23 protein-coding genes and 1 pseudogene are annotated in these 25,499 nt (G+C 51.2%); 13 read left to right on the top strand and 11 right to left on the bottom strand.

Annotation, left to right across the window (positions count from 1 at the left end; translation table 11 throughout):
* Positions 1-5: 5 nt before the first annotated feature.
* Positions 6-845: a response regulator gene (locus BTA35_RS10250; protein WP_078319702.1), complete on the top strand. Its 840-nt coding sequence runs from the start codon at positions 6-8 to the stop codon at positions 843-845.
* Here BTA35_RS10250 and phoR read toward each other — a convergent pair.
* The 4 genes from phoR to BTA35_RS10230 all read right to left on the bottom strand — a co-directional run bounded on the left by phoR (position 804) and on the right by BTA35_RS10230 (position 4,622).
* On the bottom strand, positions 804-2,195 hold the full coding sequence (phoR, locus tag BTA35_RS10245; RefSeq protein WP_103989677.1) for a phosphate regulon sensor histidine kinase PhoR: 1,392 nt from the start codon (positions 2,193-2,195) through the stop codon (positions 804-806). The genes BTA35_RS10250 and phoR overlap by 42 nt on opposite strands.
* Positions 2,196-2,316: 121 nt before the next feature.
* On the bottom strand, positions 2,317-3,006 hold the full coding sequence (gene phoB / locus BTA35_RS10240; protein ID WP_078319701.1) for a phosphate regulon transcriptional regulator PhoB: 690 nt from the start codon (positions 3,004-3,006) through the stop codon (positions 2,317-2,319).
* Between the two features lie 134 nt (positions 3,007-3,140).
* On the bottom strand, positions 3,141-4,013 hold the full coding sequence (ubiA, locus tag BTA35_RS10235; RefSeq protein ID WP_078319700.1) for a 4-hydroxybenzoate octaprenyltransferase: 873 nt from the start codon (positions 4,011-4,013) through the stop codon (positions 3,141-3,143).
* Between the two features lie 45 nt (positions 4,014-4,058).
* Complete coding sequence (locus tag BTA35_RS10230; protein ID WP_160055006.1) at positions 4,059-4,622, bottom strand: chorismate--pyruvate lyase family protein; 564 nt, start codon at positions 4,620-4,622, stop codon at positions 4,059-4,061.
* Between the two features lie 144 nt (positions 4,623-4,766).
* Between BTA35_RS10230 and BTA35_RS10225 the strand changes: the two genes are divergently transcribed.
* Positions 4,767-5,042 carry an HU family DNA-binding protein gene (locus BTA35_RS10225; RefSeq protein ID WP_078319698.1) on the top strand — a complete coding sequence of 92 codons (276 nt, stop codon included), beginning with the start codon at positions 4,767-4,769 and terminating at the stop codon, positions 5,040-5,042.
* A gap of 141 nt (positions 5,043-5,183) precedes the next feature.
* Here BTA35_RS10225 and BTA35_RS10220 read toward each other — a convergent pair whose 3' ends face one another.
* Together BTA35_RS10220 and recG are read right to left on the bottom strand one after the other, a co-directional pair.
* Entirely contained in the window at positions 5,184-6,581 is a 1,398-nt protein-coding gene (locus tag BTA35_RS10220; protein WP_160055003.1) for an HDOD domain-containing protein, read from the bottom strand.
* 121 nt (positions 6,582-6,702) lie between these two features.
* Positions 6,703-8,826, bottom strand: a complete 2,124-nt coding sequence (gene recG / locus BTA35_RS10215) for an ATP-dependent DNA helicase RecG (RefSeq protein WP_078319696.1) — start codon at positions 8,824-8,826, stop codon at positions 6,703-6,705.
* Positions 8,827-9,002: 176 nt separating this feature from the next.
* Here recG and BTA35_RS10210 point away from each other — a divergent pair, with 176 nt between their 5' ends.
* The 3 genes and pseudogenes from BTA35_RS10210 (at position 9,003) to BTA35_RS18925 (ending at position 11,251) form a co-directional block, all read left to right on the top strand.
* Positions 9,003-9,878, top strand: coding sequence for an NAD-dependent epimerase/dehydratase family protein (locus tag BTA35_RS10210; protein WP_078319695.1), 876 nt, complete (start codon positions 9,003-9,005; stop codon positions 9,876-9,878).
* A gap of 62 nt (positions 9,879-9,940) precedes the next feature.
* Positions 9,941-10,711: pseudogene (locus tag BTA35_RS18930) on the top strand (PAS domain-containing protein); the annotation flags it as partial.
* Positions 10,712-11,251 (top strand): methyl-accepting chemotaxis protein, encoded by a 540-nt coding sequence (locus BTA35_RS18925; RefSeq protein ID WP_238377566.1) that lies wholly within the window; start codon positions 10,712-10,714, stop codon positions 11,249-11,251. It abuts the pseudogene before it with no gap.
* A gap of 87 nt (positions 11,252-11,338) precedes the next feature.
* Here the strand turns inward: BTA35_RS18925 and BTA35_RS10200 are convergent, their stop codons facing one another.
* From BTA35_RS10200 to BTA35_RS10180, 5 genes are all read right to left on the bottom strand, one after another.
* Positions 11,339-11,722, bottom strand: a complete 384-nt coding sequence (locus BTA35_RS10200) for a RidA family protein (protein ID WP_078319693.1) — start codon at positions 11,720-11,722, stop codon at positions 11,339-11,341.
* A 135-nt stretch (positions 11,723-11,857) separates the two neighbouring features.
* The gene (gene spoT, locus BTA35_RS10195; RefSeq protein WP_078319692.1) at positions 11,858-13,996 is read right to left on the bottom strand and encodes a bifunctional GTP diphosphokinase/guanosine-3',5'-bis pyrophosphate 3'-pyrophosphohydrolase; all 2,139 of its coding nucleotides are present in this window, start codon (positions 13,994-13,996) and stop codon (positions 11,858-11,860) included.
* A 75-nt stretch (positions 13,997-14,071) separates the two neighbouring features.
* Positions 14,072-14,314 (bottom strand): DNA-directed RNA polymerase subunit omega, encoded by a 243-nt coding sequence (gene rpoZ, locus BTA35_RS10190; RefSeq protein WP_078319691.1) that lies wholly within the window; start codon positions 14,312-14,314, stop codon positions 14,072-14,074.
* Positions 14,315-14,424: 110 nt separating this feature from the next.
* The gene (gene gmk, locus BTA35_RS10185) at positions 14,425-15,078 is read right to left on the bottom strand and encodes a guanylate kinase (RefSeq protein ID WP_078319690.1); all 654 of its coding nucleotides are present in this window, start codon (positions 15,076-15,078) and stop codon (positions 14,425-14,427) included.
* Between the two features lie 92 nt (positions 15,079-15,170).
* Positions 15,171-16,883, bottom strand: coding sequence for a sensor domain-containing diguanylate cyclase (locus BTA35_RS10180; RefSeq protein WP_078319689.1), 1,713 nt, complete (start codon positions 16,881-16,883; stop codon positions 15,171-15,173).
* A gap of 299 nt (positions 16,884-17,182) precedes the next feature.
* Here BTA35_RS10180 and BTA35_RS10175 point away from each other — a divergent pair, with 299 nt between their 5' ends.
* The 8 genes from BTA35_RS10175 (at position 17,183) to BTA35_RS10145 (ending at position 25,471) form a co-directional block, all read left to right on the top strand.
* Positions 17,183-20,899, top strand: a complete 3,717-nt coding sequence (locus tag BTA35_RS10175; RefSeq protein WP_078319688.1) for an ATP-binding protein — start codon at positions 17,183-17,185, stop codon at positions 20,897-20,899.
* Positions 20,896-21,516 (top strand): condensin complex protein MksE, encoded by a 621-nt coding sequence (locus BTA35_RS10170; RefSeq protein ID WP_078319687.1) that lies wholly within the window; start codon positions 20,896-20,898, stop codon positions 21,514-21,516. The genes BTA35_RS10175 and BTA35_RS10170 overlap by 4 nt, the downstream gene beginning before the upstream one ends.
* Positions 21,516-22,307: a hypothetical protein gene (locus BTA35_RS18810; protein WP_338013008.1), complete on the top strand. Its 792-nt coding sequence runs from the start codon at positions 21,516-21,518 to the stop codon at positions 22,305-22,307. Before BTA35_RS10170 ends, BTA35_RS18810 begins: the two co-directional genes overlap by 1 nt.
* A gap of 94 nt (positions 22,308-22,401) precedes the next feature.
* Positions 22,402-22,788 (top strand): hypothetical protein, encoded by a 387-nt coding sequence (locus BTA35_RS18805; RefSeq protein WP_338013007.1) that lies wholly within the window; start codon positions 22,402-22,404, stop codon positions 22,786-22,788.
* A gap of 27 nt (positions 22,789-22,815) precedes the next feature.
* A complete protein-coding gene (locus tag BTA35_RS10160; protein WP_078319686.1) occupies positions 22,816-23,727 on the top strand; it encodes a DUF7281 domain-containing protein in 912 nt (303 codons plus the stop codon).
* 102 nt (positions 23,728-23,829) lie between these two features.
* Positions 23,830-24,699, top strand: coding sequence for an AraC family transcriptional regulator (locus BTA35_RS10155; RefSeq protein WP_238377555.1), 870 nt, complete (start codon positions 23,830-23,832; stop codon positions 24,697-24,699).
* Positions 24,700-24,776: 77 nt separating this feature from the next.
* The gene (locus BTA35_RS10150; protein ID WP_078319685.1) at positions 24,777-25,136 is read left to right on the top strand and encodes a hypothetical protein; all 360 of its coding nucleotides are present in this window, start codon (positions 24,777-24,779) and stop codon (positions 25,134-25,136) included.
* The gene (locus BTA35_RS10145; RefSeq protein ID WP_078319684.1) at positions 25,133-25,471 is read left to right on the top strand and encodes a hypothetical protein; all 339 of its coding nucleotides are present in this window, start codon (positions 25,133-25,135) and stop codon (positions 25,469-25,471) included. Before BTA35_RS10150 ends, BTA35_RS10145 begins: the two co-directional genes overlap by 4 nt.
* Positions 25,472-25,499 lie beyond the last annotated feature (28 nt).

The raw sequence follows: 25,499 nt of genomic DNA, 5'->3' as shown, positions 1-25,499 counted from the left end.
GAGTTATGAAGACCGCCCGCATACTTGTTGTTGATGATGCTAAATTTACCCGGGACTTAATGGTTAAGGCCGTTAAAGCAGAATATCCGCAGTTTGAAGTTGAAACAGCTCAGGATGGCCGTAAAGCCCAGAAGTTGTTGGAAGTTGGCCGTTTCGACCTGATACTTTGTGATTGGGAGATGCCGGAAATGTCTGGCATTGAGCTTTTAACCTGGTTGCGTGAGCATGAGCAGAGCCATAATAAAGATGTACCTTTCATCATGGTCACCTCCCTTGATGACAAAGAGTACGTTGTTGAAGCGGTACAACATGGCGTAACTAGCTATGTTACCAAGCCTTTTAATAACGACCAGTTGATCAGTAAAGTGACTAAGGCTCTGGTTAAAACGAACGTTATCAGCCGTGAAGATCTGGCCGAAATTATGAAGCAGAGGGCCCGTGTAATGGGCGGCGGAACAACGGCTAATGTGTTAACCGGTAAGCATGGCATGCAAAGCAGCGCTTCCCCTGTCAGCCGCAGAGTCAGGGGGAAAGCGATGCTGATGTTCGGTGAACACAAGCTTCCGGTGATGATCCGAGAGCTGACGCCGCAGGATGTTGTTGTAATGGCTACACGTGATCAGGGCTTGCCTGATATGTTTGCAAACCTGTCCGTGGGTTTTGTTGCCGGTAAAGGGGAGCAGCAGACCCGGCTGACGGTTAAAGGCTGTGTGACTATGTTGCAGGCTCAGGAGAAGCGAATTGATGCAGAGAACGTCTACGTGGGTATTCGTTTTACCGATATCGATCAAAAGTCTTCTCAGTTACTCTCGAAAGTTATCGCTCGGTTGAGCCGCCAGGTCTGATAGCTCGGGGCTGTGGGCCACAGTATTAGAGTGCTCTCTGGTGCTTTCTCCCTGCATGGCCAGTGAGGTGTCAGGGAAGGTGCAGCTGAACTGTGTACCTTTCCCCACTTCACTTTTGATATCCAGTTTGGCGTTATGGCGCAGCAGCACATGTTTTACAATGGCCAGACCCAGGCCCGTGCCACCCGTTTCAGCCGATCGCCCTTTGTCGACACGGTAAAAGCGCTCTGTCAGACGAGGCAGGTGTCGGGCATCAATGCCTTCGCCGTTATCCTCCACTGCTAAAACAGCGCCCTTATTATGGGGCAGCTCTTGCCAGATCATTTTGATGGTGGAGCCTGGCGGCGTATATTTCACCGCATTGAATACCAGGTTCGAAATAGCGCTGCGCAGTTCATTTTCGGAACCAATCACCCGGGCATCTGTACGCAGGTCTGTAGTTATCCTGTGTTCTTTGTCGCCGCTTAGCAGTTGAGCATCCTGTCTGATGCTATCGAGCATAAGGTCGATCTCAATATACTGCTGCTGCCCTTCAATATCGGTTGTTTCCAGGCGGGATAGCAGTAGCAGGTCATTAATAATATTCTGCATCCGGCGGGACTGCTGCTGCATCTGATGCGTTGCCCGGCCCCAACGGGGAGGTAGTTGATCGCTGTAATCGGCAAACGTTTCCAGATAGCCGTTGATCACTGTCAGAGGTGTTCTGAGTTCATGGGAAACATTAGCGACAAAATCTTTGCGCATCTGTTCCAGTCGGTAAAGGCGAGTGATATTCCGCACCAGCATCAGGCGCTCATTTCTGCCAAAAATGGTGATCTGGTACTCCAGAACGATATTGTCATCCATTGGCGAGGCCAGAACCAGTGGGTCCTGATAGTCCTGCTTGTCGTAATAACTGATAAAGCGTGGATCGCGTAAGAGGTTGGTCAGAGCCTGCCCTTTATCTGAAGGATGACGGAAACCCAGCAGGCCTTCTGCAGCCCGGTTCCACCATTCCAGAGATCCGTGCTGGTCAATCATGACCACTGCGTCCCGTAAGGCTCCACTGGAACGCTGTACCTTATTAATAATCTCTGTCAGGCGCTGCTGTTGCTGTTGATAGCGTCTTTGATGGCGATACATCTTATCGAACAGATGTCCCCAGATTCCCCAGCTTTCCGGCGGTTCATCGCTGGCATTGTGCTCCAGCCAATGGTCGAGACGACGAACAAAGCGAAGTGCAAAGATGACGTAGATAGCCAGCATGGTGACCAAAGCCCAAGCAACGGAGCCTGAGAGCCAGCCTGCGGTAGCGGCAAAAAGGGCGATGTATACGATCCGTGTGAGTTCTGCCTGCCAGATTGGAGTCACAAGCGGTTACCTTCCTTTTTGCACATTGGCGCTGAACGATTGGATAAACGGTCTGATCTGTTGCAGCAGATCAGACCGTTTCTATTCAGCCGTTATTTTAATGATGCTCAGTTAATCAGATTCAGACCTTAACTGAAAAACGATAACCTGTTCCGCGTACCGTCTGGATCAGATGCTCGTGTTTCTCGCCCAGCGCCTTGCGCAGTCGGCGGATATGAACATCTACGGTGCGTTCTTCGACATAGACATTACCACCCCAGACCTGATCCAGTAGTTGGTTGCGGCTGTAGGCGCGCTCCTGATGGGTCATAAAGAACTGCAGTAGCCGAAACTCAGTTGGCCCTATTTCAAGAGGTTCGCCGTTAGAGGTGACCCTATGACTTGCCGGATCCAACTCCAGTCCATCTACATCAACAGGGTCTTCAATACCCTTTGGTGTTGTGCGGCGTAGTACTGCTTTCAGGCGGGCAACCAGCTCTCTGGGTGAAAAAGGCTTGGTGATATAATCATCCGCCCCAGCTTCCAGACCCTGCACTTTATTGTCTTCTTCACCTTTAGCTGTCAGCATAATAACAGGCGTTTCTGCGGTGGCCGGGTCACGCTTCAGACGGCGTGCCAGCTCAACACCACTGGTGCCCGGCATCATCCAGTCCAGAAGAATCAGGTCAGGGCGTTTATCGATTACCATCGCATGGGCCTGCTGTGCATTTTCAGCTTCCAGGCAGTCGTAGTCAGCCATTTCAAGCGCAACAGCGATCATCTCCCTGATCGGAGCTTCGTCATCCACAATCAGGACGGTTTTTCCTGTCATTTCCGTGTTCCCGTCTAAGTCGGTTATGTCATCAGTAACGCTATTATTACAGCGAGTAAATATGACAGTAAGATGACATGATGACGTTTGTGTGAAATTCCTCTGTTTTAAAGCAGATAAGCCAGCAACAGATGTTATTTCACAGCATAGTCGACGACGATACCCAATAGAATTAAAACACCAACCCAGTGATTGTTCAGGAAAGCCTTAAAGCAATCTTCCCGTTTGCGATGGACGATCAGTTTGGCCTGGTAGACAAAGAGTGTCACGCCTCCGGCAAGCCCCAGATAGAAAAATACTCCCAGCCCTTTGTATGCGGCTACAATCAGTAGTGCAATCACTGCCAGAGCCTGCAATAAAGCAATAATATGCCGGTCCAGCTCCCCAAAAAGAATAGCCGTGGATTTGACACCGATTTTGACATCATCGTTGCGGTCAACCATGGCGTATTGAGTATCGTAAGCCACGGTCCAAAGCAGTTTAGCGGCGAACAGCAACCAGGCTTCCACAGGAACGCTATTGGTCTGTGCGGCATAAGCCATGGGTATTGCCCAGGAGAAGGCTGCACCTAAAACGACCTGAGGCAGGTGGGTATAGCGCTTCATAAAAGGATACATAAAGGCCAGTAGAATGCCGCCAAGAGAGAGTAGAATAGTCAGCGGGTTGGTCATAAGAACCAGAGCGAAAGATACCAGACCCAGAAAAACAAACAGGCCGATAGCCTCCTTGGCTGTCACATCACCGGTTGCCAGTGGGCGTTCTTTGGTACGTTCTACGTGACCATCGATTTTTCTGTCGGCAAAGTCATTAATGACGCAGCCCGCAGCCCGCATACTGATGACACCTAAAATAAAGATGATCAGAATATCTCCGTCCGGAACACCTTCTGCTGCAATCCAAAGCGCCCAGAGTGTCGGCCAGAGCAGTAAATAGGTGCCAATGGGCCGGTCTATCCGCATCAGCTTGATGTAATGGGGAAGCTGCTGGGTAAATACAGATGTTGTCATCAGAACTCCCCTCCGGGGCTTATATCAGACGCTTTATCAGTTTATTCAGAACTGAAGCTGTAGATGTTGGCGAAAAGGCTCCAGAAATAACTCTGTCACCAGAAGCGGAGCCTGACGAATCTCAAAAGTCGAACGCCTGCCCCATACAAAGGGGGCGCAGAAATCCGCGTGGTACGGCGTGATCTCCTGAGAAGTCCGCTGAGTATGGGTATTTTTAAACAATACGCTACCTAAAGAGCGATTACCGAGCAACATCAGGTGCCGGTTGCCCTGACGCAGGGTTGGCAAGGGGATCACGGTACGTGCAAAAACCCAGGGTTGATTGAGGCCATGCAGAACCACCTGGCGAACCAGTGCATATTCCTGCGTTGCCATACCCAGAAGACGACACTCATTCAGCGCCGGCTTTAGCAGTTTTTGTTGCAATAGCTGAACATGAAAGTGCTGCTGGCTAACCTGTCTCAACCGACGGGTCAGAGAGGAGGCATCGGTGAGCCAATCAAGCCATTCTTCATCGGGGTGTATCTGTCCCGGCGTATGGGGGCGCATCCAGTTGAGTTTCCCCCACTCCTGGCGGGAAGCCGCCTGTTGGGATGTCAGTTGCTGCAAATCCAACACATGCCTCATTATTCCATCTTTTAAGGAGAGTGAATTCTATCACAGAAGGACAAAAAACCTTTGCATCCCGCATGGGGGGCTGCTTAAATATCTTCGTTCGTACGGATTAAATAGTAATAATAAAGAGGATAACGCATGCGTAAGCCTGAACTGGCAGCAGCGATCGCAGAAAAGGCGGAGCTGTCTAAAGACAAAGCAAATGAAGTTCTGAATGCGATGTTGGATGAGATCACAGGTGCCGTTGCTAAAGGTGATTCGGTTTCCCTGATCGGTTTTGGTACTTTCTCAGTACGTGAGCGTAGTGCCCGCAAGGGTAAAAACCCTCAGACTGGCGAGCCGATGGATATTCCGGCAAGCAAAACGGTAGGCTTTAAAGTGGGTAAAAAGCTGAAAGATGCAGTTGACTGCTAAGCCTAAGCTCCCGGGCACATAAAAACCCGCAATGCTAAGCACTGCGGGTTTTTTTATGCCGGAAAGGTTTGTTGCGATAACGCTTCTGTTTCCAGTGGTGGTCGCTGTAATAAATGTGTTGTAACGCTATATGGTGGCGCTTTATTTGCTGGCTTTTTCCAGCATCTCCGCCAACGAGTTCAGTTCTTCGTTGAAGTCGCTTATTTCGTCTATGGTCTTTTCAACCAGAGCGCGCTCCAGGTGCAGACGGTTCAGAATCGCCTCCGGTAGCTTGCCAAGGCGTATCTCCCCGTCATGACATACCAGCTGGTTCACGATATAAAGCAAGTTGGCATACTGGTGGTGCCGGCCCTCATAGGCAGGGTTGTGCAGGTGCCGGATCGCACTGCATACCTCATCGGGAACTCCCCATGTCTGGAAGAGAAAACTGCCGATCTGCTCACGGGTGATACCAAAAAGAAAGCGCTCGATATACATTGCCGGCACATGGGGGTTGGCTTCCTGGTAGCGGCAATATAGCGAGAAGTAAGGTGGAAATACTTCTGCAATGACCAAATAACCGAAATTATTCACCAGACCTGAAAGGTAACTCAGGCCAATAACCGGCCTGTGGGCTGCAGGGATCTGCTTCACCAGGCGTTCCATCAGCATCGCTTTCATGACAGCTTCACGCCAGTAACCCCGATAGCCAAACACGCCATCACTGGGCATTTTAATATTTTTGCCCATGGACAGGCCGAGAGACAGGTTCATGGTCAGGTCAAAACCAAGCACACGAATAACCGCATCCTGAATGGAATGGATCTGTCCGGGTAAGCCATAGTAGGGGGAGTTAGCCCAGCTGATCACCTGTGATGCAAGGCTTGGATCCGATTCGACAATAGAAGCGAGTTCATCACCATCAGCATTCTCATCATTGCGTAACATAATGATATTGTGCGCACTGAGAGGTAGCGGTGGAATCTCAATACTTTCTGCCAGACGGGTACGTATACGTCGGGACGTAATGGTTTCCACCGCTGTTTTAATTTCGGCTTCATCCTGATCGACAGCCGTCAGGTTGGGACGGACTGAAACCAGAGGAATCGCAAATTGCTCAATCCTGGCGCTGCTGAACTCTTCGGTCAGTGATCTGTATTCTTCGCTGGTGAATTCAAGTAACCAGGAGGGGTCACCGGATTCTGTAAAGATAATTTCGGGATCAAAACAGCGACTATCAACAATAAGGTTATAGTCAATCACTTCGGGTAAAGCTGGAACGGACTGGATTTTTTTGCGTTTTAGCAGAGACTGTTTGGCATTAGGAGAGATCGCCTGATATCCCTGATAAAGTTTCATATCTAGCAGACAATGAGCCGGAAAAGCCAGTAAATGACGCACACCATCGGAACTCTCCAGAACGGAGGAGCGTATTAGCTGTCTGGCGGTTGCGCGGTTGCGTGGTACAAGGCGGTTTTTCAGCAGTTCAGGAAAATTATCCGGTGAAACGGACTGAGATAAAGCTTCCTGAAGCGCCAGTACTAATCCTTTAAAGGACATTGTCATCTCCAACTAAAAACTCCTGTAATTATACCTACTATGCCCTAGCAGAAGATATATGAACATGGCGTATGAACATGTGTTTTCAATGTTTTTTTATGGCGGATAGAGTCTTCAGGCTTCAGACCTGAGCATATTGGTCTGCACTACCAAGCCAGCGGTCAACCAAGGGGGGCAGATGATGAGGATAGTGCCGGAGAAGCTGGTTGGCTGCGATATTGACCTCATCTAACAGGTATTGGTCTCGCACCAGGTCTGCGATCTTCATTTGAGCCAGTCCGGTTTGGCGTGTGCCTAGCACTTCACCTGGTCCCCGAAGCTCCAGATCTTTTTCTGCAATCTGAAAACCATCCTGAGTATCCCGCATAACAGCCACGCGGGCTTTGCCATTCCGGGATAGAGGGCTGTGATAGAGTAAAACACAGTAACTCTGTTGATCTCCCCGGCCAACCCTTCCCCGCAGCTGATGCAGCTGAGACAAACCAAGGCGTTCCGGGTTCTCAATGACCATGAGTGTAGCATTGGGCACATCAACGCCGACTTCGATAACCGTGGTTGCCACCAGCAGCTGCAGCTCGTTTGCTTTGAAGCGAGCCATGATCTCTGCTTTTTCCTGTGCTTTCATACGACCGTGTATCAGACCGATGTTCAGCCCTTTGAGCCGGACGCTGAGGTCTTCAAAGGTGGTTTCTGCTGCCTGGCACTGCAGCGCTTCAGAATCCTCAATCAGAGTACAAACCCAGTAGGCTTGTTTACCCTGATAGCAAGCTGTTGCGATACGCTCAACAATCTCATCCCGGCGGCTATCAGGGAGTGCGACGGTTTCTATCGGTGTACGCCCGGGTGGCAGCTCGTCGATAACGGAGGTGTCCAGATCCGCATAGGCGCTCATTGCCAGCGTCCGGGGAATGGGGGTTGCGGTCATAATCAGCTGGTGAGGGTAGAGGTCGCCCTGCTGGCCTTTCTCTCGCAGGCTCAGGCGTTGGTGGACACCAAACCTGTGTTGCTCATCGACGATAATCAGCCCCAATTTGTTGAATTCGACGCTTTCCTGAAACAGTGCATGGGTTCCGACAACCATAGGGGCTCCGGCGGCGATCCGTTCCAGCTGAGCTTGCCGGGCCTTTCCTTTGAGTTTACCTGCCATCCAGGCCACATCCAGACCAAGAGGAGTAAACCACTGCCTGAAGTTGCTGTAGTGCTGCTCAGCGAGAATCTCTGTAGGAGCCATCACAGCCACCTGATAACCCGCCTCAATAGCTTGCAGAGCCGCTATAGCGGCAACCAGAGTTTTACCGGCCCCTACATCGCCCTGCACAAGGCGTAGCATAGGGCTGGGTTGCTGGATATCCTGTGTAATTTCGCCGATGACTCGACTCTGGGCACCTGTCAGCGGGAAAGGCAGCCGGGCTAACATCTGCTGACCTAGCTGGCCTGTAGCTTTAAATACCGGAGCCTGATGATGTTTGTGCTGTTGCCGCAGTTTTAAAAGGCTCAGCTGTTGGGCAATTAGTTCCTCCATAATCAGCCGGTGCTGACTCGGATGCTTATAACGTGTCAGCTCGTCAATCGGTGCATCCGGTGGTGGCTCGTGTAACAGTTGCAGGGATTCTTTCAGTGATGGCAGGTTGGGAAACAGACTTTTTGGCAACCAGTCGACCACTTCTGTTTTTTGCAGCTCCGCCAGAGCAAGCTGAATAAGTTGGCGTAAGCGATTTTGCGTCAGGCCTTCGGTCAGGGGGTAGATGGGGGTCAGGTGATCATCAACGGATACTGTCTGATCCTGAGATACAAGGCTATACTCCGGATGGTACAGCTCCAGACCGCTGGCACCGGGCCGTGCTTCACCGTAACAGCGCACCAGAGCTCCTTTTCGGAACTGATTCTTCTGCGTCATATTAAAATGAAAGAAACGTAGAGTAATACTGCCGGTGCCATCCCCCAGCCGTACAATCAAAGCCCGTCGCCGTCCTTTGGTGACATCCGCCAGAGCAACCTGGCCAACCACGACGACTTCGTCACCACGGCGAATAGCTCCCATTGGCGTGATCCGTGTACGATCCTGATACCGCAACGGAAGATGAAACAGAAGGTCTTCAACGGTGGAAATGTGAAGTTTTGCCAGTTTCTCCGCCAATGCAGCCCCAACACCCTTCAGAATAGTGACGGGTTGAGCAAGCTGATCCGAACCCAGGCCGGTTTTTTTAGGGCTGCTGGTCGGGCGGGTTACTGGCGTTGTTGGCATATCCTGTCCATCTGTATTTATAAGAGGTTCGCCGGCGATGACTGACGGTAGTTTAGCTGCACACTTTGCTTGTATGATGACTGACGCTGAATCAATACAGCTTAAGGATGCGTGTGGGCCTGTCCATTCGGTGCCGGATACATCAGATAATAGAGATTCCCAGGGAGATAAGAAAGATGAGTGCTCAGGAGATTTTGATCGTAGGGTGCGGAGATATCGGCAGTCGTACTGCCCGACTGCTGGCAGAAAATTATCAGGTCTATGGTGCACGTCGTAATCCACAAAACTTACCGGAAGAGGTGCACCCTGTCACGCTGGATGTTGCCGACCCTGATTCATGGCAGGCACTGACCCTAAAGCCTGATTACATCATCTACTCTGTGGCCGCAGGTGGTTTCTCGGAAGCATTCTATCAGAGCGCATATCTGGATGGTGTACAGCAGATGCTGCATTGGTTAAAAAAGAGCAAGCATACGCCCAGGCATATTCTGTTTGTCTCCAGCTCCAGTGTCTATGGGCAGACGGAAGGGGAAGTGGTTGATGAAGCTGTTCAGCCAAACCCATCGGGTTTTGCCGGCAGTATTATGCTGAAAGCAGAAGAAGCCTTACGTAACAGCGGCTTGAATCATAGCTGTGTTCGCTTTTCCGGTATTTATGGTCCGGGGCGTGATATGTTGATCCGACAGGTGTGTCAGGGGCGTATAGCACCTGAGGTGCCAGTAAAATATACTAACCGTATTCACAGTGACGACTGCGCCGGTGTTTTAGCTCATCTGGTTGCGATGGTTGAGTCGGGTAAAACACCGGAGCTGATTTATCTGGCAACGGATAAGGGCTCTGTGCCGCTGTTTGAGGTGATGAGTTGGATGGCAGAAGTGCTTCAGGTGACACCAACCGAGGTCGTCGAGTCACCAACCCGTCGTCGTACCAGTAAAATTTGTGATAACCGCCTGTTGTTGAGTACCGGTTATAAATTTACCTATCCGACATACCGGGAAGGCTACTGGGATGCTCTGCAGGCTGTGAAAGCCAAGATTAAATCTGGATCTTAAGTTCGTTCGACATAAACAAAGCAGCCTGTGCTGTTAATCTATTATCCAAAGGGTGTCCCGATATGTTTACTGGAAGGCGTGACAAAGCGCGCATCAACGAACTTGAAGAAGAGCTAGCTTTTTATCGTGGGATGAAAGAAACCCTTCGTCAGGAGATGCTTTGGTTTTCTCTCGACCGTTCAGGGCGTTTTCGTGACGCAGACACTGACTTTCTGGCATCAGTCGGTTATGGAAGGGAGCAGCTGATCGGTTCTTCTATAGAGCGCTATCTATTGCCTGTTCACTCGGGTAACCAGCATCAGCAGCTATTATTGGAAGCGATCCGGTCCGGTAAACATTGGCATGGAGCGGTGCGCCTGCGCAAGGCCGATGATAGTGATGGCTGGTATCGACTGATCATGTACCGGGCTAAGTCCAGTGAAGGTGAGCCTGAAAGCCGTGTGCTTGCTGTCGAGCTGACCCGAACCATCACCCGTTCCCGGCAGGAAAGTGATCTGCTGCTAGCTTTGCACCGGTCTATGGCGGTTATTGAATTTACCCCGCAGGGTGAAATTCTGACGGCCAATGATAACTTTCTGGCAGCCATCGGATATCAGAAAGACCAGATCGTCGGCCAGCATCATAAGATTTTTTGTGATCCACAGGAAGCGGCCAGCGAGGAGTACAGGATGTTCTGGCAGAGACTAGGACAGGGTGAATATGTCTCTGGCCGCTTCAAGCGTCTGGATCACCTGGGGCGTGAGATTTGGCTGGAGGCCAGCTACAACCCGATCCATAATGATGATGGTGAGCTGTACAAGGTTGTTAAATTTGCTACCGACATCACCGAAAGAATGCAGCATGAATTTGCGATTGCTGAAACGTCTGACGTAGCTTATGACATTTCACAAAAAACGGATGCTGATGCTTCAGCAGGCCTTGAGCTTATTGAGAATACAGTTGAGACCATGACGGATCTTTCAGAGCAGATGGTTCAGGCAAGCCAGGGAGTCTTTGATCTGAATGCGCAGTCTGAGCAGGTATCTGCATTGGTCAGTGGTATTCAGGGTATTGCAGAGCAGACGAATCTATTGGCTCTGAATGCTGCTATTGAGGCTGCCCGAGCCGGTGAACAAGGCAGAGGCTTTGCAGTTGTTGCCGATGAAGTCCGCAAGCTAGCCCTGAGGACAAGTGAGGCAACACGGGAAATTATTGAGGTCGTGGGGCGCAATAAACAGCTGACAGAGCAAGCGGTCAGTCTTATAGAACAAAGCCTGGAGAAGGTATCAGAGGCCGGTGAGCTATCCCAAAAAGCGGGTAAAGCGATGGCAGAGATGCAGGCTGGTGCTCAGGAAGTGGTGACTACTGTCAGCAGTCTGAAAAGTCGGCTGTAAGTAGAGCGAGCGGCAGGTGACTCAGGACAAAAGCAATCAATCGTTGATTATTGCTTTTGTCCTTTTTCATAGGCTTCCGATGCTTAATTAAACAACGACAATACCTTCAATCTCCACCAAAGAGCCTTTTGGTAACTCTTTAATACCCACCGCAGCACGTGCCGGATAAGGCTGCTTAAAGAAGCGGCCCATCACTTCGTTGACCGTAGCGAAATTTGACAGGTCTGTCAGATAGATATTCAGTTTTACCACATCGGACAACTGGCCACCTGCAGCTTCAACCACAGCAGAGATATTTTTAAATACCTGCTCTGTTTGTTCAGCGAAGTCATCGGAGATGATCTCCATGGTTTCAGGAACCAGAGGAATCTGACCAGATAGATAAATGGTATCGCCTGCCTTAACGGCCTGTGAATAAGTTCCGATCGCTGCCGGAGCCTTGTCTGTGTGGATAACGCTTTTATTACTCATTGCATAATCTCCGTTTTATTATTTGCTGCGTTCTTTAGTGTTACTTTTCATGCTCTGACGGATTAACCGGATCAGAAAACTGAAACAGCAGACCACAAGGGGTCTGCTGCTTGAATTGTGTGCTTTTGGGTTGAGTTAGCGACGGGCCCGACTGATGCGACTGACATTCGTCAGCGTGCGGATTCTGCGCATCACTTTCGCAAGATGGACGCGGTTGCTGACACCCATTTCGATATTGACCATCGTCAGGCGGGCATCCCGCTCTTCAGTGGTAATTTTCTCAATATTGGCATCGGCTTCTGTAATCAGAGCTGCCAGTGAGGCGATAAAGCCCTTCTGATGTTCAGCTTCAACCCTGAGCACTACGGTGAAGTCACCTGTCACACCCTCAGACCAGTCCATGGGCACACAGCGGTTACTGTCATCCCTGATATCTGCGATATTGCGGCAGGTATCCATATGGATCACGATACCCCGACCACTGCTGATATGACCGACGACCGGGTCTCCGGGAATCGGGTGACAGCAGCGTGCATAGGAGGTGACCATACCTTCGGTACCGCTGATGGCCAGTTTGTTGTTGCCTTGAGATGGTGTCGGCTCCTGCTCCGCAGAATTACCTTCCTGGCCAATTAATGCCCGGGCAACACCAAAAGCCATTCGGTTACCTAGACCAATAGCGTCCAGCAGATCCTGCTCTGTTTCGTATTGGAACTCTTTCAACAGGGCTTCAATCTGAGCTTTCGGAATATCATCGTACTGCTTATCGAAGGCATCCAGCGCCTTGTTCAGCAGGCGTTTGCCCAGGGAAACAGGTTCCGCACGCTGCTGATTTTTCAGGTAGTGACGGATTGCGCTTCGGGCTTTTGCCGTAGCAACAAAACTGAGCCAAGCCAGATTGGGACGGGCGCTTGGCGCGGTAATGACTTCGACGGATTGACCGCTTTCCAGGTGAGCACTCAGAGGGGACAGGCGTCGGTTAATGCGAGCTGCCACACAGGAGTTACCTACATCGGTATGTACCGCATAGGCGAAATCCACAGCGGTTGCCCCGGACGGCAGTTCCATAATGTCACCTTTCGGAGTGAACACATAAACCTCATCGGGGAAGAGATCCATCTTCACGTGCTCGATAAACTCCAGTGAGTTTCCGGCTCGCTGCTGCATTTCCAGCAAACCTTTTACCCATTGGCGAGCCCGGGCGTGGCTTGCCCCGGTCATACCTTTGGCGCTTTCTTCCTGTTCTGACTTATAGAGCCAGTGGGCAGCGATGCCGTTATTGGCCATCGACTCCATCTCCCGGGTACGGATCTGCACTTCGATGGGTATGCCGTTCATACCGATCAGGGAGGTGTGCAGTGACTGATAGCCGTTTGCTTTGGGGATGGCGATATAATCTTTAAAGCGGCCGGGAACCGGCTTATATAAGTTGTGAATGGCACCTAAAATGCGGTAGCAGGTGTCCACCTTATCGGTCACGATACGAAAACCGTAAACATCCATCACTTCTGAGAAGGATTTACGCCGGGCGCGCATTTTACGATACAGACTGAGCAGGTGTTTTTCGCGACCAAACACCTTACCGCTTAGCTCTTCATCGTCAATACAGGTCTGCAGAGCGTTCTGGATCTCTCGAATCACCTGCTTACGGTTACCGCGAACACTTTGCACCGCACGTTTCAGGCGCTCGTAGCGCATGGGGTGCATACCGGCAAAACCCAGCTCTTCCAGCTCAGTGCGGATCGTATTGATCCCCAGGCGGGCGGCAATCGGAGAATAGATATCCAGAGTTTCACGGGCGATGCGGCGCTTTTTATCCGGGCGTAAAGCACCCAGTGTCCGCATATTGTGCAGACGGTCCGCCAGTTTCACCAGAATTACACGGATATCCTTCGCCATAGCCAGAGCCATTTTCTGGAAATTTTCCGCCTGGGCGAGGGCTTTATCCTCAAAGTGGATCTGGGTCAGTTTAGATACGCCATCCACGAGGTCGGCCACCGTATCGCCGAACTGTTTAGCGAGGGCATCTTTGGTAACCGGGGTATCTTCAATCACATCGTGCAGCATGGCCGCCATCAGGCTCTGATGATCCATGTGCATATTGGCAAGAATTGTGGCAACCGCCAGAGGGTGAGTGACATAGTGCTCACCGCTACGGCGGCGTTGGCCATCGTGGGCCTGCTCGGCAAAATAATAAGCCCGGCGTACCTGCTGAATCTCTTCAGGTTTCAGATAGCCGCGCAGGCGATCCACTAAGTCTTCAATCGTTGACACAGTGCAGCTCCTTAAACTGATTTGCTAATAAAGCTGCCGGTATAGGGGGTCTTTATCTGTGCCAACATAGGCGACTTACTCCTCGTCGTCACCCTGGAATTCACGACCTATCGCTTCAGCATCCCGCAGCAGCTTACTGGTTACATGGCCTTCTGCAATTTCGCGCAGAGCCATCACCGTCGGCTTATCGTTTTCCCATGCCAGCATAGGATCTTTACCGCCGGTGCTCAGTTGATGAGCACGTTTACTGGCAACCATAACCAGTTCAAAGCGGTTTTCTACATTGTCTAAACAATCTTCAACAGTAACGCGAGCCATTTGGTATCCCCAAATAAATAATGACAACCAGCAGAGAATCACCCAGTTTACTGAATTACGGCTTTCTCTGACAAGAGATCGTGATAACTAAATCCCATAAACGGCAGGGTTTATGCCAGAAGGTCGCTGATCAGCGAACCCTGGCGCAGCTTCTGGTTATTCAGCAGCTGGCGTTGGGCAATAATAACAGATCGTAGCTCATTCAGAGCGACTTCAAAGCGATCATTGATAATGACATAGTGATATTCATCAAAATGTGACATCTCACTGACAGCCTGAGCCATACGCCCGGCAATAATATCAGCAGAATCCTGCCCACGGTTATCCAGTCGTTCCTGCAGAGCTTCCTTCGAAGGCGGCAGAATGAAAATACCAATGGACTCCGGCATCAGCTGACGTACCTGCTGTGCACCCTGCCAGTCAATCTCAAGAATAATGTCAGTGCCGGCATTAAGCTGCTCTTCCAGCCAGATGCGGGACGTACCGTAAAAATTACCGAAAACTTCGGCATATTCCAGAAAAACATCTTCCGCCAGCAGCTCTTTAAACTGATCCACAGTGACAAAGTTGTAGTTTACACCATCTTCTTCTCCGGGACGCGGGGCCCGAGTGGTGTGCGATACAGACACTTTAATATCCCGGGTTTGCTCCAGAAGCGCTGTAACTAAGCTGGATTTACCGGCGCCTGAGGGTGCGGAAACAATATAAAGTGTACCCTTAGCATGGCTTTTTTCGGGAGTATTATGGGCAATGTTCTGTGGCATGTCGGATTCCTAAAACCAGTATTCTGAGCAAGGATTTTATCGGTATTCAGGATCGGATGCGACTCTTAGGGCTGAAATGCCAGCCTGAGATATCAGGAGGTTAAGGATGCCAGCTGGCACTCAGAAAAGCGTACACAATTGCGCCCGGTATTCTTAGCCTCATAGAGTGCGATATCGGCCAGATTAAGGGCGGTGTCGATGGTTTCCCGCTCACTGTTGATCGCGACTCCGCCGATACTGATGGTGAAATTCAGGCTGTCACCTTGCTGATCAAGGCTGAGGGACTGAACTGCACTGCGAATCTGCTCCGCCCTTTGTTGTGCTTTTTCCTCGGAGGTATTGGGTAGAAGCATAACAAACTCTTCTCCGCCGAAGCAGGCTACCAACTCACCGTCCCTGCTGTTTAAACGTAACAGGTTAGCGAGGGCAACAATCACCTGATCCCCAACCTGATGACCGTAACCATCATTAATGGCTTTGAAGCGGTCGATATCCATAATCAGTAGGGTCAGAGGCATTCGTGTCTTTCGGGCCTGTTCAAGCAGGTAGTTGGCTTCTGTATAGAAATAACGGCGATTATAGAGCTGCGTTAAGGGATCGGTTACCGCCAGTAGCTTGAGTTCATCCTGCGAAGCCTTGATATCTTCAAGTATTTTGATGCGATAGGAGATGATAAAAGCCAGCATCAGGGACTCCAGAATAATACCGATGCCCACCCCGTGGCTGCTGATATAGTTAAAGCTGATAATGCCTTTATAGAAAAGTACCGCTATGCCACTGAAGACAACGAACAAACTATGGCCGAACAGAAAATACTTCGCCAGAGGGTCGCCTTTTCTCAGCAGCGAGATGCTGACAGAGGTGGTTACCAGCATCATTAGGGCGGCCAGTGAGCTGGTATGGCGCAGAGCAGGAACAATATCAAAGAACCCGTAGATAAAATTTAATACCAGTAGCAGCAGAATACACTGCAGGAAACGATGCTCCCTCAGATGGTGCTTTCCGGTTTGAAAAATATCCATCATAAAGAGAATCAGAAAGATGGGCATAGAGATCAGCGACAGGTGCATTTTAAGCGTGTCGGCCCCATAAATATTGAACAGGCTGGCCAGAAGCCCATAGGAGAGTGCTACCCACAGAGCACCGGAGATCAGATACAGAGAATAAAAAATATTTTCTCTTTTATTAGAGGAAAAATAGAGCAGAAAATTGTAGACCACCAGCGCCAGAAGAATGCCGACCATCAGCGCAATATCATTATGAGCTCCGATACCCAGCAGGGCCCGACGGGAGTGGTCTTCATCCAAAATCAGCAGAGAGAACCACTGGTGGGAGAAAGAGACACTTTTCACATAGAGGCGTTTACTCTCCTTTGCATCCAGCCAGAACTCAAAAATGGCACTACCCCTGTACATCAAAGGGCTGCTGGCGGCGGTATCCATCTCCAGTTGCTGTTGCTTATAGCCTTCCGTTTGCTGTTCATAAAATACAAGCTGACGGTTGTGGTAAGCCTGGGGCTGATGAAGAAAAAGTCGTCTAGGCTGGTCGGTCAGGTTTTTGATCTCTATCTGAGACCAGGTGGTTTTGGCCTCGGTACCCAGGGAAACCTGGTTAGGGGATAAGGTAAATGTTTGTGCTCGTGCTTCTTCAAAAGACAGAGTTCCAGAGTGGTCAATAAAATAGCTCATCTGGAAGTGTGTCAGGTTAACGTCGTGAGAGTCGATCAGTACAGCGGAGCGGGATGCGTAAGCAAATTGTGCTGCAAATACCAGCATCATGACAAAGGTTTTTAATAATCCTGCCATAGCAGAGTTCCGTTCTGTAAATTCAGAAGTATCTGAAGGCTGCTTAAGAAATACCCGGGGTCATTTCAGGCATAAAAACGAGGCCAGTTAAAATAAGTATTAAGATGACAAGTATGACAGATATTTCCTGACTTGCACCGAGGGTTTTTACTGGTTTCGCTCAAGATGTGATCCAGTGCCATCGCACTAACCGTCAAATAGCATCTTTGCGATCAGGTGATAAGATAAATCCGCGCCAGTTTTGGATGCAGCAGGTAGAATAACCCCCATTTTTAACCGACCAGCCTGAAGGATGTGATATGTCGCAACTACTTCGTATCGTACTGATTAACACCCACCTGAATGGCGTGGTGGAACTGCAGTTGGATGAGCATGCGAATATCTGCGGTACGAATGCCTCAGGCAAAACGACCCTGCAACGCCTGGTACCGGTATTTTACGGTGAGCTGCCCAATCGCGTTGTACCGAAAACCCGCAAAAAGTTTGATGAGTTCTATCTGCCCTTCAGTAACAGCTACATCATCTACGAATACCGACGCGACAACGGCGATATCTGCCAGACGGTACTTACCAAAAAGAGTGATGGTGGTCTGGAATACCGGTTAGTCGGCATTCCCTATAACAGCGAGCATTATCTGCAGGAAGATGGCAAGGGCGGCTGCACGACCTTCAGCTACAGCGAGTGGGCCAGTTTGGTCCGGCATCAGGCCGCAGGTCTGGTCTCGCCTAAGATCAGTGCCACCAGCGAATATCGCAGTATCATTCAGAATGACACCAGTGCTCTGCGGGGTAATAGCGCGGAGAGCATTCGCCTGAGACGTCTGGCCGCTAATTTCAGTCTGGTCAGTGGCGCGCACAAACTGCGGCATATTGAAAAGCTGGTCAGTGCTGTACATGCCAAAGAAGGCAAGATGGATACGCTGAAGGCGATGCTGGCCGCGATTTTTGAAGAAGATGGCGTTGTTTTACCGGCGACCCGGGTGAAAAACACCAAGGCCCGTGAATGGATTCAACAGATGCGTCAGTCCAAGGGGCTGAAGGATCTGCAGCAGAAACTGGATGACCTGAAACAGCTGGCGCGACAGTTGGAAGGCCTGGAGTCTCAGCTGGTTGGTCTGCAGCCTCTGTTGCAAAACGATCAGCAGCAACAACTGCAGCAAAAAGCAGATAGCGAAGAGATTCTGCATGGTCTGCGCAAACAGATCAGCCACCTGAAAGAAACGTTTCAGGAGCAGGAAAGCGCCATCAACAGCAGCCTGAGCAAAGCCAGCCACGACCTGAAAGAGACTCAGGCCCGACTGGATCGCATGCAGCAACGTTTCGACGACTACGAAGCGCAGGACATGGCGCAGTTGCAGCGGGATACTGATTCCCTGCCTCTTTGGCGGGAAACACTCCAGGACCTGCAGGAACAGTATCAGTTGATGGCCGAGCAACAGGGCGATCTGGAGCGTCAACTGGATCTGCGCAAAATTAAACTGTCTGAAGCCCTGGACCGTCATAGCGAGCAGCATGGCCGTAAGGTCAAGGCGTTGCAGCTGGAGATCCGTGAGAAGCAGGAAGCGCAGGAGAATCAGCTGGCGGAACTGGATCAGGCATTCCAGAGCCGTTTTCAGCAGCAACAGGAGTTGTTCGCCGAGCAGAAATCCGAATGTCAGAGTGCTATCGCCGTACTGGAAAGCCAGCTGAATGCCCCGCTGGAAACCGAAGAGGAACGGGAAGCGTTGGCAGAAGCCGATGCCCGGTTGGAAGACGCGCAGCAGGTTGCCCGTCAGCACCAGCAGCAGGTACAGCGTAGCCGACAAGCTTTGGACGAAGCACGAACGGCTCAGCAGCAGGCAGATGATCAGTTAGGCCGTCAGCGTCAGCTGGTACAGCAGGCGGATGCAGAGCGGCAGAAATTGCAGCGTCAGCTGACCCCGGAACAGGGCAGCTTGCGCCATTTCCTCCGTGGGAGCTATCAGGACTGGGAGCAAACACTGGGCAAGGTGATCGCCCCTGAGCTTCTGGAGCGCAGTGATCTGCAGCCCCGCCTTAGCGAAGCACTGTCTCAGGAAGCAGGTTCAGAGACCGAACACAGCCTGTACGGTTTATTGCTGGAACTGAATCAGCTGGATCTGCCGGATTACGCCCAGGATGAAGCCGCGATCCAACACCGCATCCAGCAGGCCGAGCTGCAGCTGGCCACTGCGAAAGCCGGGCAGGCGGATGCGGAAAAAATGCTCAAAGCCTGTCACGAAAACTTTGAGACAGCTAAAGCCGCACTGGAACAGGTGCAGTGGCAGCAGCAGGAACACGAACAGAATATCGACTACGTACGTGATGCCCGTGATCGCTTAAGAGAGCAACAGAAAGCCGCTCTTAATGCCCGCAAGCAGCAATTGTCTGATCAGTGGAATGAGAAAAAACAGCAGCTGGAACAGATCACCTCCCGTCAGCAGCTGGATCTGCAGGCGATGAAGGATGATCACCAGAATCAGCGCCTGGAGCTGAAAGCCGACTGGCAAGGTGCCTTGCAGCAGCTGGATGACCAGGTCGAGCAGTTGGATCAGCAACTGGCAGAGCGCCGGGAAGAAAACCGCAAGCAGCTTAAAGAGCTGCAGAAAGCCTTTGAAGAGGAGCTGTCCGCCAAAGGGATTGATCCGAAGCGTCTCAGCGAACTGAAGCAACGCCAGGAGCAGCTGAAACAGCAGATCCGTCAGGTGGAAGAGCGTCAGGACAGCCTGCGTCAGTGGCAGGATTTTATGCAGGTCGACTGGCAGCAGCGTCGCCCACAGCTGTTGTCGGAAGAAACCGAACTCAAGCAGCAGCAGCGTAATCTGCAGCAGGCTCTGAGTGAGCTGAAAAGTGATTTCAGCCGTCAGAGCAAACAGCTGGAAGGTGATAAAGAAACGCATCAGAACCGCATCCGTCAGGCGGAAGAAACGCTGGGCCTGCTGCGTAATGTTCTGCTTCGACTGGATGAACTGGATCTGTTGGGTAGTATTCCGGCTGAGCAGCCTGATGGCAGCGACCTGACGGAGCGACTGGCGCGGGCCAATGAAGCGCTGGAGCAACGCGGTAAGCAACTTGCTTTGCTGGATAAGAATGTCAGTCAGTTTGAGAGCGAGCTGAATAAAAATGCCAGCCGCGAATTTATTGATCGCCTTGAGCATGAGAAAAGTAAGCTGCCGGACTTTGCCGGAACCCGGGAACAACTGCCGATTCTCACCGACCTGCTGCATATCCTGAAAGATCAGCAACAGCAGCTGCTGGAGATGGGTGAAAACATTGGCGGTGATCTGAAAAAATTCTTCGATGTGTTCAGCGACATCAACCGCCGTATCAACCGCCAGAGTCGGCGACTGAGTGAAGCGGTCTCTGATGATCTGGTGCTGGAAGGGATCAGCCGTTCCGAGGTACGTATTCTTTCCACCATCGATGAGCTGGGTTTCTGGCAGCCGCTGAAAAAGTTCGCCAAGCTCTACGATCAGTGGCGTGACAGTGGTCACGACGAACCGACTGACGAATATCTGAATGCGTTGTCCGATGTAGCCGAGCTGCTGCGTTCCGATGAACAGTACAGCTTTGAATCTCTGTTGCGACTGGAACTACACCTGAGTGAAGGCGGGTCGGATCTGGTGATCAAAAATGATCGTCAGCTGCTGGAATCCTCCAGCCACGGTATGGCGTACCTGATTCTATGTAAGTACTTGCTGGCGTTTACCCGCCTGTTAAAAGGCGATGCGGACGTTACTCTGCATTGGCCGATTGATGAGATCGGCACCTTGGCGTATCACAACGTCGAACGTCTGTTCCAGGCCTGCAGTAGCAACCGGATTGTCGTGGTGGGAGCCTTCCCGAACCCGGAATCTGATGTGCTTATGCTGTTCCGGCACCGATACCTGATTGAAGCGGATCAGCAGCGTCCGGACCTGCGCCGACTCAAGCGTATTCAACCTAAAGTCAGCAAACTGGCGGAGCGTCTGGCCGAGAAACAGGCCAGCTCTGCAATCCATCAGGAGACCTCAGCATGATTCAACACGGCCCTCTGTTAGAGCGCCTGCTTGCGGGTGATTTTGTCTGCGCCATCAGTGATCCTGATGGTTATCGTCACCTGAGTGATGGCGAAACCCGTGACGCCATTAATCATTACCTGCGCCCCCTGAACCGACGTCTGGCGTCTAATGATGACAAAAGCGTCTACTTTCTTGCCTATCAGGAGTTGACCCCTGAAGCACGGGAGCAGATCAGCCAGCAGTTTGCTCTGACCGTACAATCCCTGCTGCCGGTACTGGAATGGCTGCAGCTGGTGCAGGAAACTCTGGGCCATGACAGCGCCCTCAGTGCTGGCGATACCCTCAAGCTGCAGGAGTTTGTTCTGCGGGCAGAGGACAACCAGAGTCTGCGTCAGCGACTGCAGACTCTGGCTAACGACCGCTTCTTTAACAGCCAGAGTGAGGCATTGGATCAGCAGGTAAAACTGATTTTCCGCCGCCTGAAAGATCACGGTTATCTGCAACAGCCCCACGGCGATCGCCACTATTACGTGGTGACCGGCAAAATTGATTATCTGCTGGATATGATTCGCTTTATCCGTGACGAAGAGCACCTGCCGGTGGAGGATGATCCGACCCAGGAGGTACTGCTCTGATGGCGGATGCAGCAGACCGCAATCTCACCTCCAGCCTGTTCACCATTGGGGCCGAGCGGCTGGCGCTGTTGGGTAAATACCATAAGGTGCTGATGCAGGGCTATCTGCAGGGCTTTGTCGAAGAGACTGAGCTTAGTGATAGTGCCCTGAAAAAACTGATTGCTGCCCGTATTCTCTGGCGACCGGATGAGACGCAGTCCCTCACCCTGCGACCTCAGTTGAGTGAGCTGATCGCCAGCATGGTATCGGATGAAAACCGCCGACAGGTGAATGCCGATGTTGCCCAAAAGCTGGAGCAGATTCACAACCGGGTTCAGGCCTACAAAGAAGCGCAATTTAAAGGCGATTACACCGTTGCAGAGATGCAACTGCAGCGTCTTACCGAGCTGGTGCATGACCTGTCCGGTCAGTTTGAAGAAGCGATCGACAGTCTCTGGAACCGACTGAACACCGACTTCGGTTTTGTTGGTAGCCTGAACGAAAAGATTCGTGAAAACGAGCGTGCCCAGCAACAGCTGAGACGCTTGCTGGATGGACTGCAACTGATCGACTTTAACCAGATGATCGAGCTGGCAGAGGGTAACAGCCATCTGCGTAAGCTGTTGGTTAGCCGCCTGCAGCATCAGCTGAGTGGGCATCATGGCAGTCTGCTGGAAGTGCAGAAGCGCCTGATCGCTCTGTTAGCAAAATTCCGTCAGCAGCAGTCCCGGTCACTGTTGATTAACAATATGGTCAGCTTCCTCAGGCAGCACCCCGCTTATAGCCCGGCAGATTACCCCCCATCGCAGTAGCGTACCGGAGCTGTTTAATCAGGCAGCACCAATAAAGCTGAAGGGTGCAGCAGCTTTTGACCGGGCCGGAGAGCGTCAGCGTCTGGCCGAGTTGGTGCATGATCTGCCGAAAAGTGATCACACCCCGACACCGGATGCCAGGAGCGCCACTTTCACCGCGCCATTTGCGAATGAAGAGGTCGCAGCCCGACAGAAAGCGCTGAAACAGGATGTGGAAAACTTTTATCTGTATATCATCGACCGCGCCACCGAAACCCCGGAGCTGGCCGAGCACCAGCCTGTTGTCAGTGCCCTTGCTTATCGGGATGAGCAGCAGCTGGAATGGGACCCTGAGATCTGGCTTTACCAGATTATCTCCGATTATCAGGCCCTGCCCCGACAGGATCAGCGCCTGTTCCGCTTGACCAATCAGGAAGCCAAGGCATCTGCCACCAACAACCTGATGCTGATTCAGGATATTCAGCTGCAGTTGCGGGTGTAGGCATTCAGACGTTACAGGAGGCACCAAATGGACGTTTTACCGGGTAATGTAAATCGCTGGCTGCGGGATAAAGAAGCCCAAGTTCGCCGTGAACATCGGGCGAAAGTAAAACGCGGTAAAACCCTAACCCAGCTGATCCAATGGTGTCTCGATCAGGATCTGCCCTCAGATCTTTGTCCCGCTAATAGCCTGCAACTGAATGAGTTTTATCTCACCGCTGAACTACTGAATGCCATTGATCAGCGCCAACGGCTTTTGGGGCACCACAGCTTCCGGGATGATCTGAGCGACAAAACCCGAATGGAGCAAGCGCAACAAAGCGATCAGGAAGATAAACAGCAGGGCCTTAAACCCCGGGAAAACCGCGTACTGGTTTATCTGCCGAAACCTCTGCCCTGTGAACTGACAGGACAGATTCCGGTTGTGGATCTTGACGTAACCGCCCTGGATCTCAGCCGCTTTAGCCGCCTGATCACCGTTGAAAATCTCGACTGCTTCTATCGGCTGGCGGATTTTTGCCTCAGCCCGCAGTCAGATGACCTGATTGTTTATCGGGGTGATCAGCTCTATGCCCGAGGCGTAAAAAAGCTTCGGCAGGCATGGCAAGCTCTGTACCCCGATGATAAGACGCATCCCATGATCTATTTTGGTGATTTTGATCCCGCCGGCGTTAAAATTGCCATCAGCGAAGGTTATCAGCAGCTGCTGTTACCGCCCGACGATCAGTTGGAAGCACACGCCCGTCCCCTGATGAACCCGGAGAAGCAGGATACCTCTAATCACACGCTGCAAACCTATCGGGCACAACTTAATCCTGCGCTACAAACACTTCTGCCCACTCTGAAACAACGAGGGCTGCGTCAGCAAAAGATGCAGGGTTTAGCACTGCGCATTCTGAATATCTATCCCGATAAAGCGCAAGATGGGTCAGGTTGTTAGTGCGGCGTCATCGCATACTGGTATCAGAAGGTGGTTCCTTCAGCAGAACTCAGGCTTGTAGCCGACAGTAAACATCATCAGACAAGATAATCAGGGGGCGGAGTGAATCAGGCAAAACAGCGCTATCAACAACGCATGTTGGCGGTATGTGACTACATCTACCAACATCTGGATCGTGATCTGACTCTGGATGAGCTGAGTCAGGTAGCGCACTTTTCCCGCTATCACTTTCACCGGCAGTTCAGCCAGTTTATGGGCGTGAGCGTCACCCGCTTTGTGCAGCAACTGCGACTGAAACGGGCCGCCTACCAGCTGGCCTTTCAGCCGGATCGCCCCATTACCGATATTGCCTTTGATGCCCGCTTTGAACGCCCGGAGTCCTTTACCCGTGCTTTCAGACGGGGTTTTGCTCAGTCTCCCAGCGAATTTCGCCATCAGGCCGACTGGATGCTCTGGAACCACCACTACCAAAATCCGACACCAGATCATCAACAGGAGACACCTGTGAACGTCAATATCGTAACCCAACCCGAGATGCAGATCGCCGTACTGGAACACAAAGGCCCCATGGAAGCCGTCATGGCCTCCGCCGGACAGTTCCGCCAGTGGCGTATCGAAACCGGCTACTCCCCTATCGCCAGCTGCAAAACCTTCGGTATTATTTTGTGCGACCCGAAAAATGCCGCCCCGGAGGATTTCCGCTTTGATATCGCCGGCGAAGTCCCGCAACCGGTTCCGGAAAATGCCTTTAGCATCATCAACAAAACCATGGCCGCAGGCCGTTGCGCGGTAGTGCGCCACCACGGCCCCCACGAAGGGCTGGATGCCAAGGTCTATTACCTGTACGGACAATGGCTACCGGAAAGCGGCGAAGAACTCCGCGACAGCCCCTGTTACTTCCACTACCACAACTTCTTCCCGGAAGTGGATGAACACGAGCTGATAACGGATATTTATCTGCCGATTGTGTGATTTTGTGCGAAAAAATTAGCAAAAACTTAAACCTCGCCTATACTGTATATAAAAACAGTATAGGCGAGGTTTTTAGTATGGATGCTATTTCAGTTCTTGAAGATCGCGTTGCGTATCTGGATGTTGTTAAAGGTCTCGATATCCATTCCTTAGTGAGCATTGAAGACGTTGTTTCATATCGTTCAGTAATCGCTAAACGACTGATTCAGGAAGATATCAAACGGCAGATTTTGCCGGAAAATCTGACCGGATTTTCAGACATTCATGACTATATGGACGGGAATATGTATCTGCTTGATGAGCAGGATGCAGAGAGTAGACATGCTTCATTCTACAACTGGGCGGAGCTTGACGTTGCTGAGGTGATCAATTGCTTCAACCGGGTAATCGATAATGTGGATGCGTGGCTTGTAAGTCAGCAGGGAGCTGTGCAATGAAAGCTTGGAATCAGGGGATTTATAGTAGTGATCTACCCGTAAAACTCATTGATAACAGTTATGGTAATGATATTTGCCCATCGTACTACTTTAGAATCGGTGACCAGTTTAGAATCGGTGACCAGTTTTACCAGCTGTGGATCGACTATCTGAATAAAGAAGACCGTGAAAATCCTGAAAGTCTACGTTTCAGTCTTCACGAAGCCGAGAATTTGGGTGATGCAGAATGTCCGGAGATTTACGATCGCTCGGATTGTGTTGATATTTTCACCTCAGAAGAACCTGAACCTATGGTGACGTTTATCCGTGAGCTTTGCAGCCAATTGCATCATTAAAAGTATCCATCCACGATCAATGTGTTCC

Origin of the sequence: Oceanospirillum linum (genome assembly GCF_001995095.2) — a bacterium.
GTDB classification, from domain to species: Bacteria; Pseudomonadota; Gammaproteobacteria; order Pseudomonadales; family Halomonadaceae; genus Oceanospirillum; species Oceanospirillum linum.
Note: the sequence above shows the minus strand (reverse complement) of the source record. Positions and strands in the feature narration are given on the sequence as shown.

Excerpts from the sequence above, each read along its gene's own strand:
- phoB (WP_078319701.1), bottom strand. The coding sequence starts at position 3,006 with ATGACAGGAAAAACCGTCCTGATTGTGGATGACGAAGCTCCGATCAGG.
- BTA35_RS10160 (WP_078319686.1), top strand. The coding sequence starts at position 22,816 with ATGGACGTTTTACCGGGTAATGTAAATCGCTGGCTGCGGGATAAAGAA.
- gmk (WP_078319690.1), bottom strand. The coding sequence starts at position 15,078 with ATGCCACAGAACATTGCCCATAATACTCCCGAAAAAAGCCATGCTAAG.
- BTA35_RS10220 (WP_160055003.1), bottom strand. The coding sequence starts at position 6,581 with ATGTCCTTTAAAGGATTAGTACTGGCGCTTCAGGAAGCTTTATCTCAG.
- rpoZ (WP_078319691.1), bottom strand. The coding sequence starts at position 14,314 with ATGGCTCGCGTTACTGTTGAAGATTGTTTAGACAATGTAGAAAACCGC.
- BTA35_RS18925 (WP_238377566.1), top strand. The coding sequence starts at position 10,712 with ATGCAGCATGAATTTGCGATTGCTGAAACGTCTGACGTAGCTTATGAC.
- ubiA (WP_078319700.1), bottom strand. The coding sequence starts at position 4,013 with ATGACAACATCTGTATTTACCCAGCAGCTTCCCCATTACATCAAGCTG.
- BTA35_RS10210 (WP_078319695.1), top strand. The coding sequence starts at position 9,003 with ATGAGTGCTCAGGAGATTTTGATCGTAGGGTGCGGAGATATCGGCAGT.
- BTA35_RS10150 (WP_078319685.1), top strand. The coding sequence starts at position 24,777 with ATGGATGCTATTTCAGTTCTTGAAGATCGCGTTGCGTATCTGGATGTT.
- BTA35_RS10250 (WP_078319702.1), top strand. The coding sequence starts at position 6 with ATGAAGACCGCCCGCATACTTGTTGTTGATGATGCTAAATTTACCCGG.
- BTA35_RS10200 (WP_078319693.1), bottom strand. The coding sequence starts at position 11,722 with ATGAGTAATAAAAGCGTTATCCACACAGACAAGGCTCCGGCAGCGATC.
- BTA35_RS10225 (WP_078319698.1), top strand. The coding sequence starts at position 4,767 with ATGCGTAAGCCTGAACTGGCAGCAGCGATCGCAGAAAAGGCGGAGCTG.
- BTA35_RS18810 (WP_338013008.1), top strand. The coding sequence starts at position 21,516 with ATGGCGGATGCAGCAGACCGCAATCTCACCTCCAGCCTGTTCACCATT.
- BTA35_RS10170 (WP_078319687.1), top strand. The coding sequence starts at position 20,896 with ATGATTCAACACGGCCCTCTGTTAGAGCGCCTGCTTGCGGGTGATTTT.
- BTA35_RS10180 (WP_078319689.1), bottom strand. The coding sequence starts at position 16,883 with ATGGCAGGATTATTAAAAACCTTTGTCATGATGCTGGTATTTGCAGCA.
- BTA35_RS10175 (WP_078319688.1), top strand. The coding sequence starts at position 17,183 with ATGTCGCAACTACTTCGTATCGTACTGATTAACACCCACCTGAATGGC.
- recG (WP_078319696.1), bottom strand. The coding sequence starts at position 8,826 with ATGCCAACAACGCCAGTAACCCGCCCGACCAGCAGCCCTAAAAAAACC.
- BTA35_RS10145 (WP_078319684.1), top strand. The coding sequence starts at position 25,133 with ATGAAAGCTTGGAATCAGGGGATTTATAGTAGTGATCTACCCGTAAAA.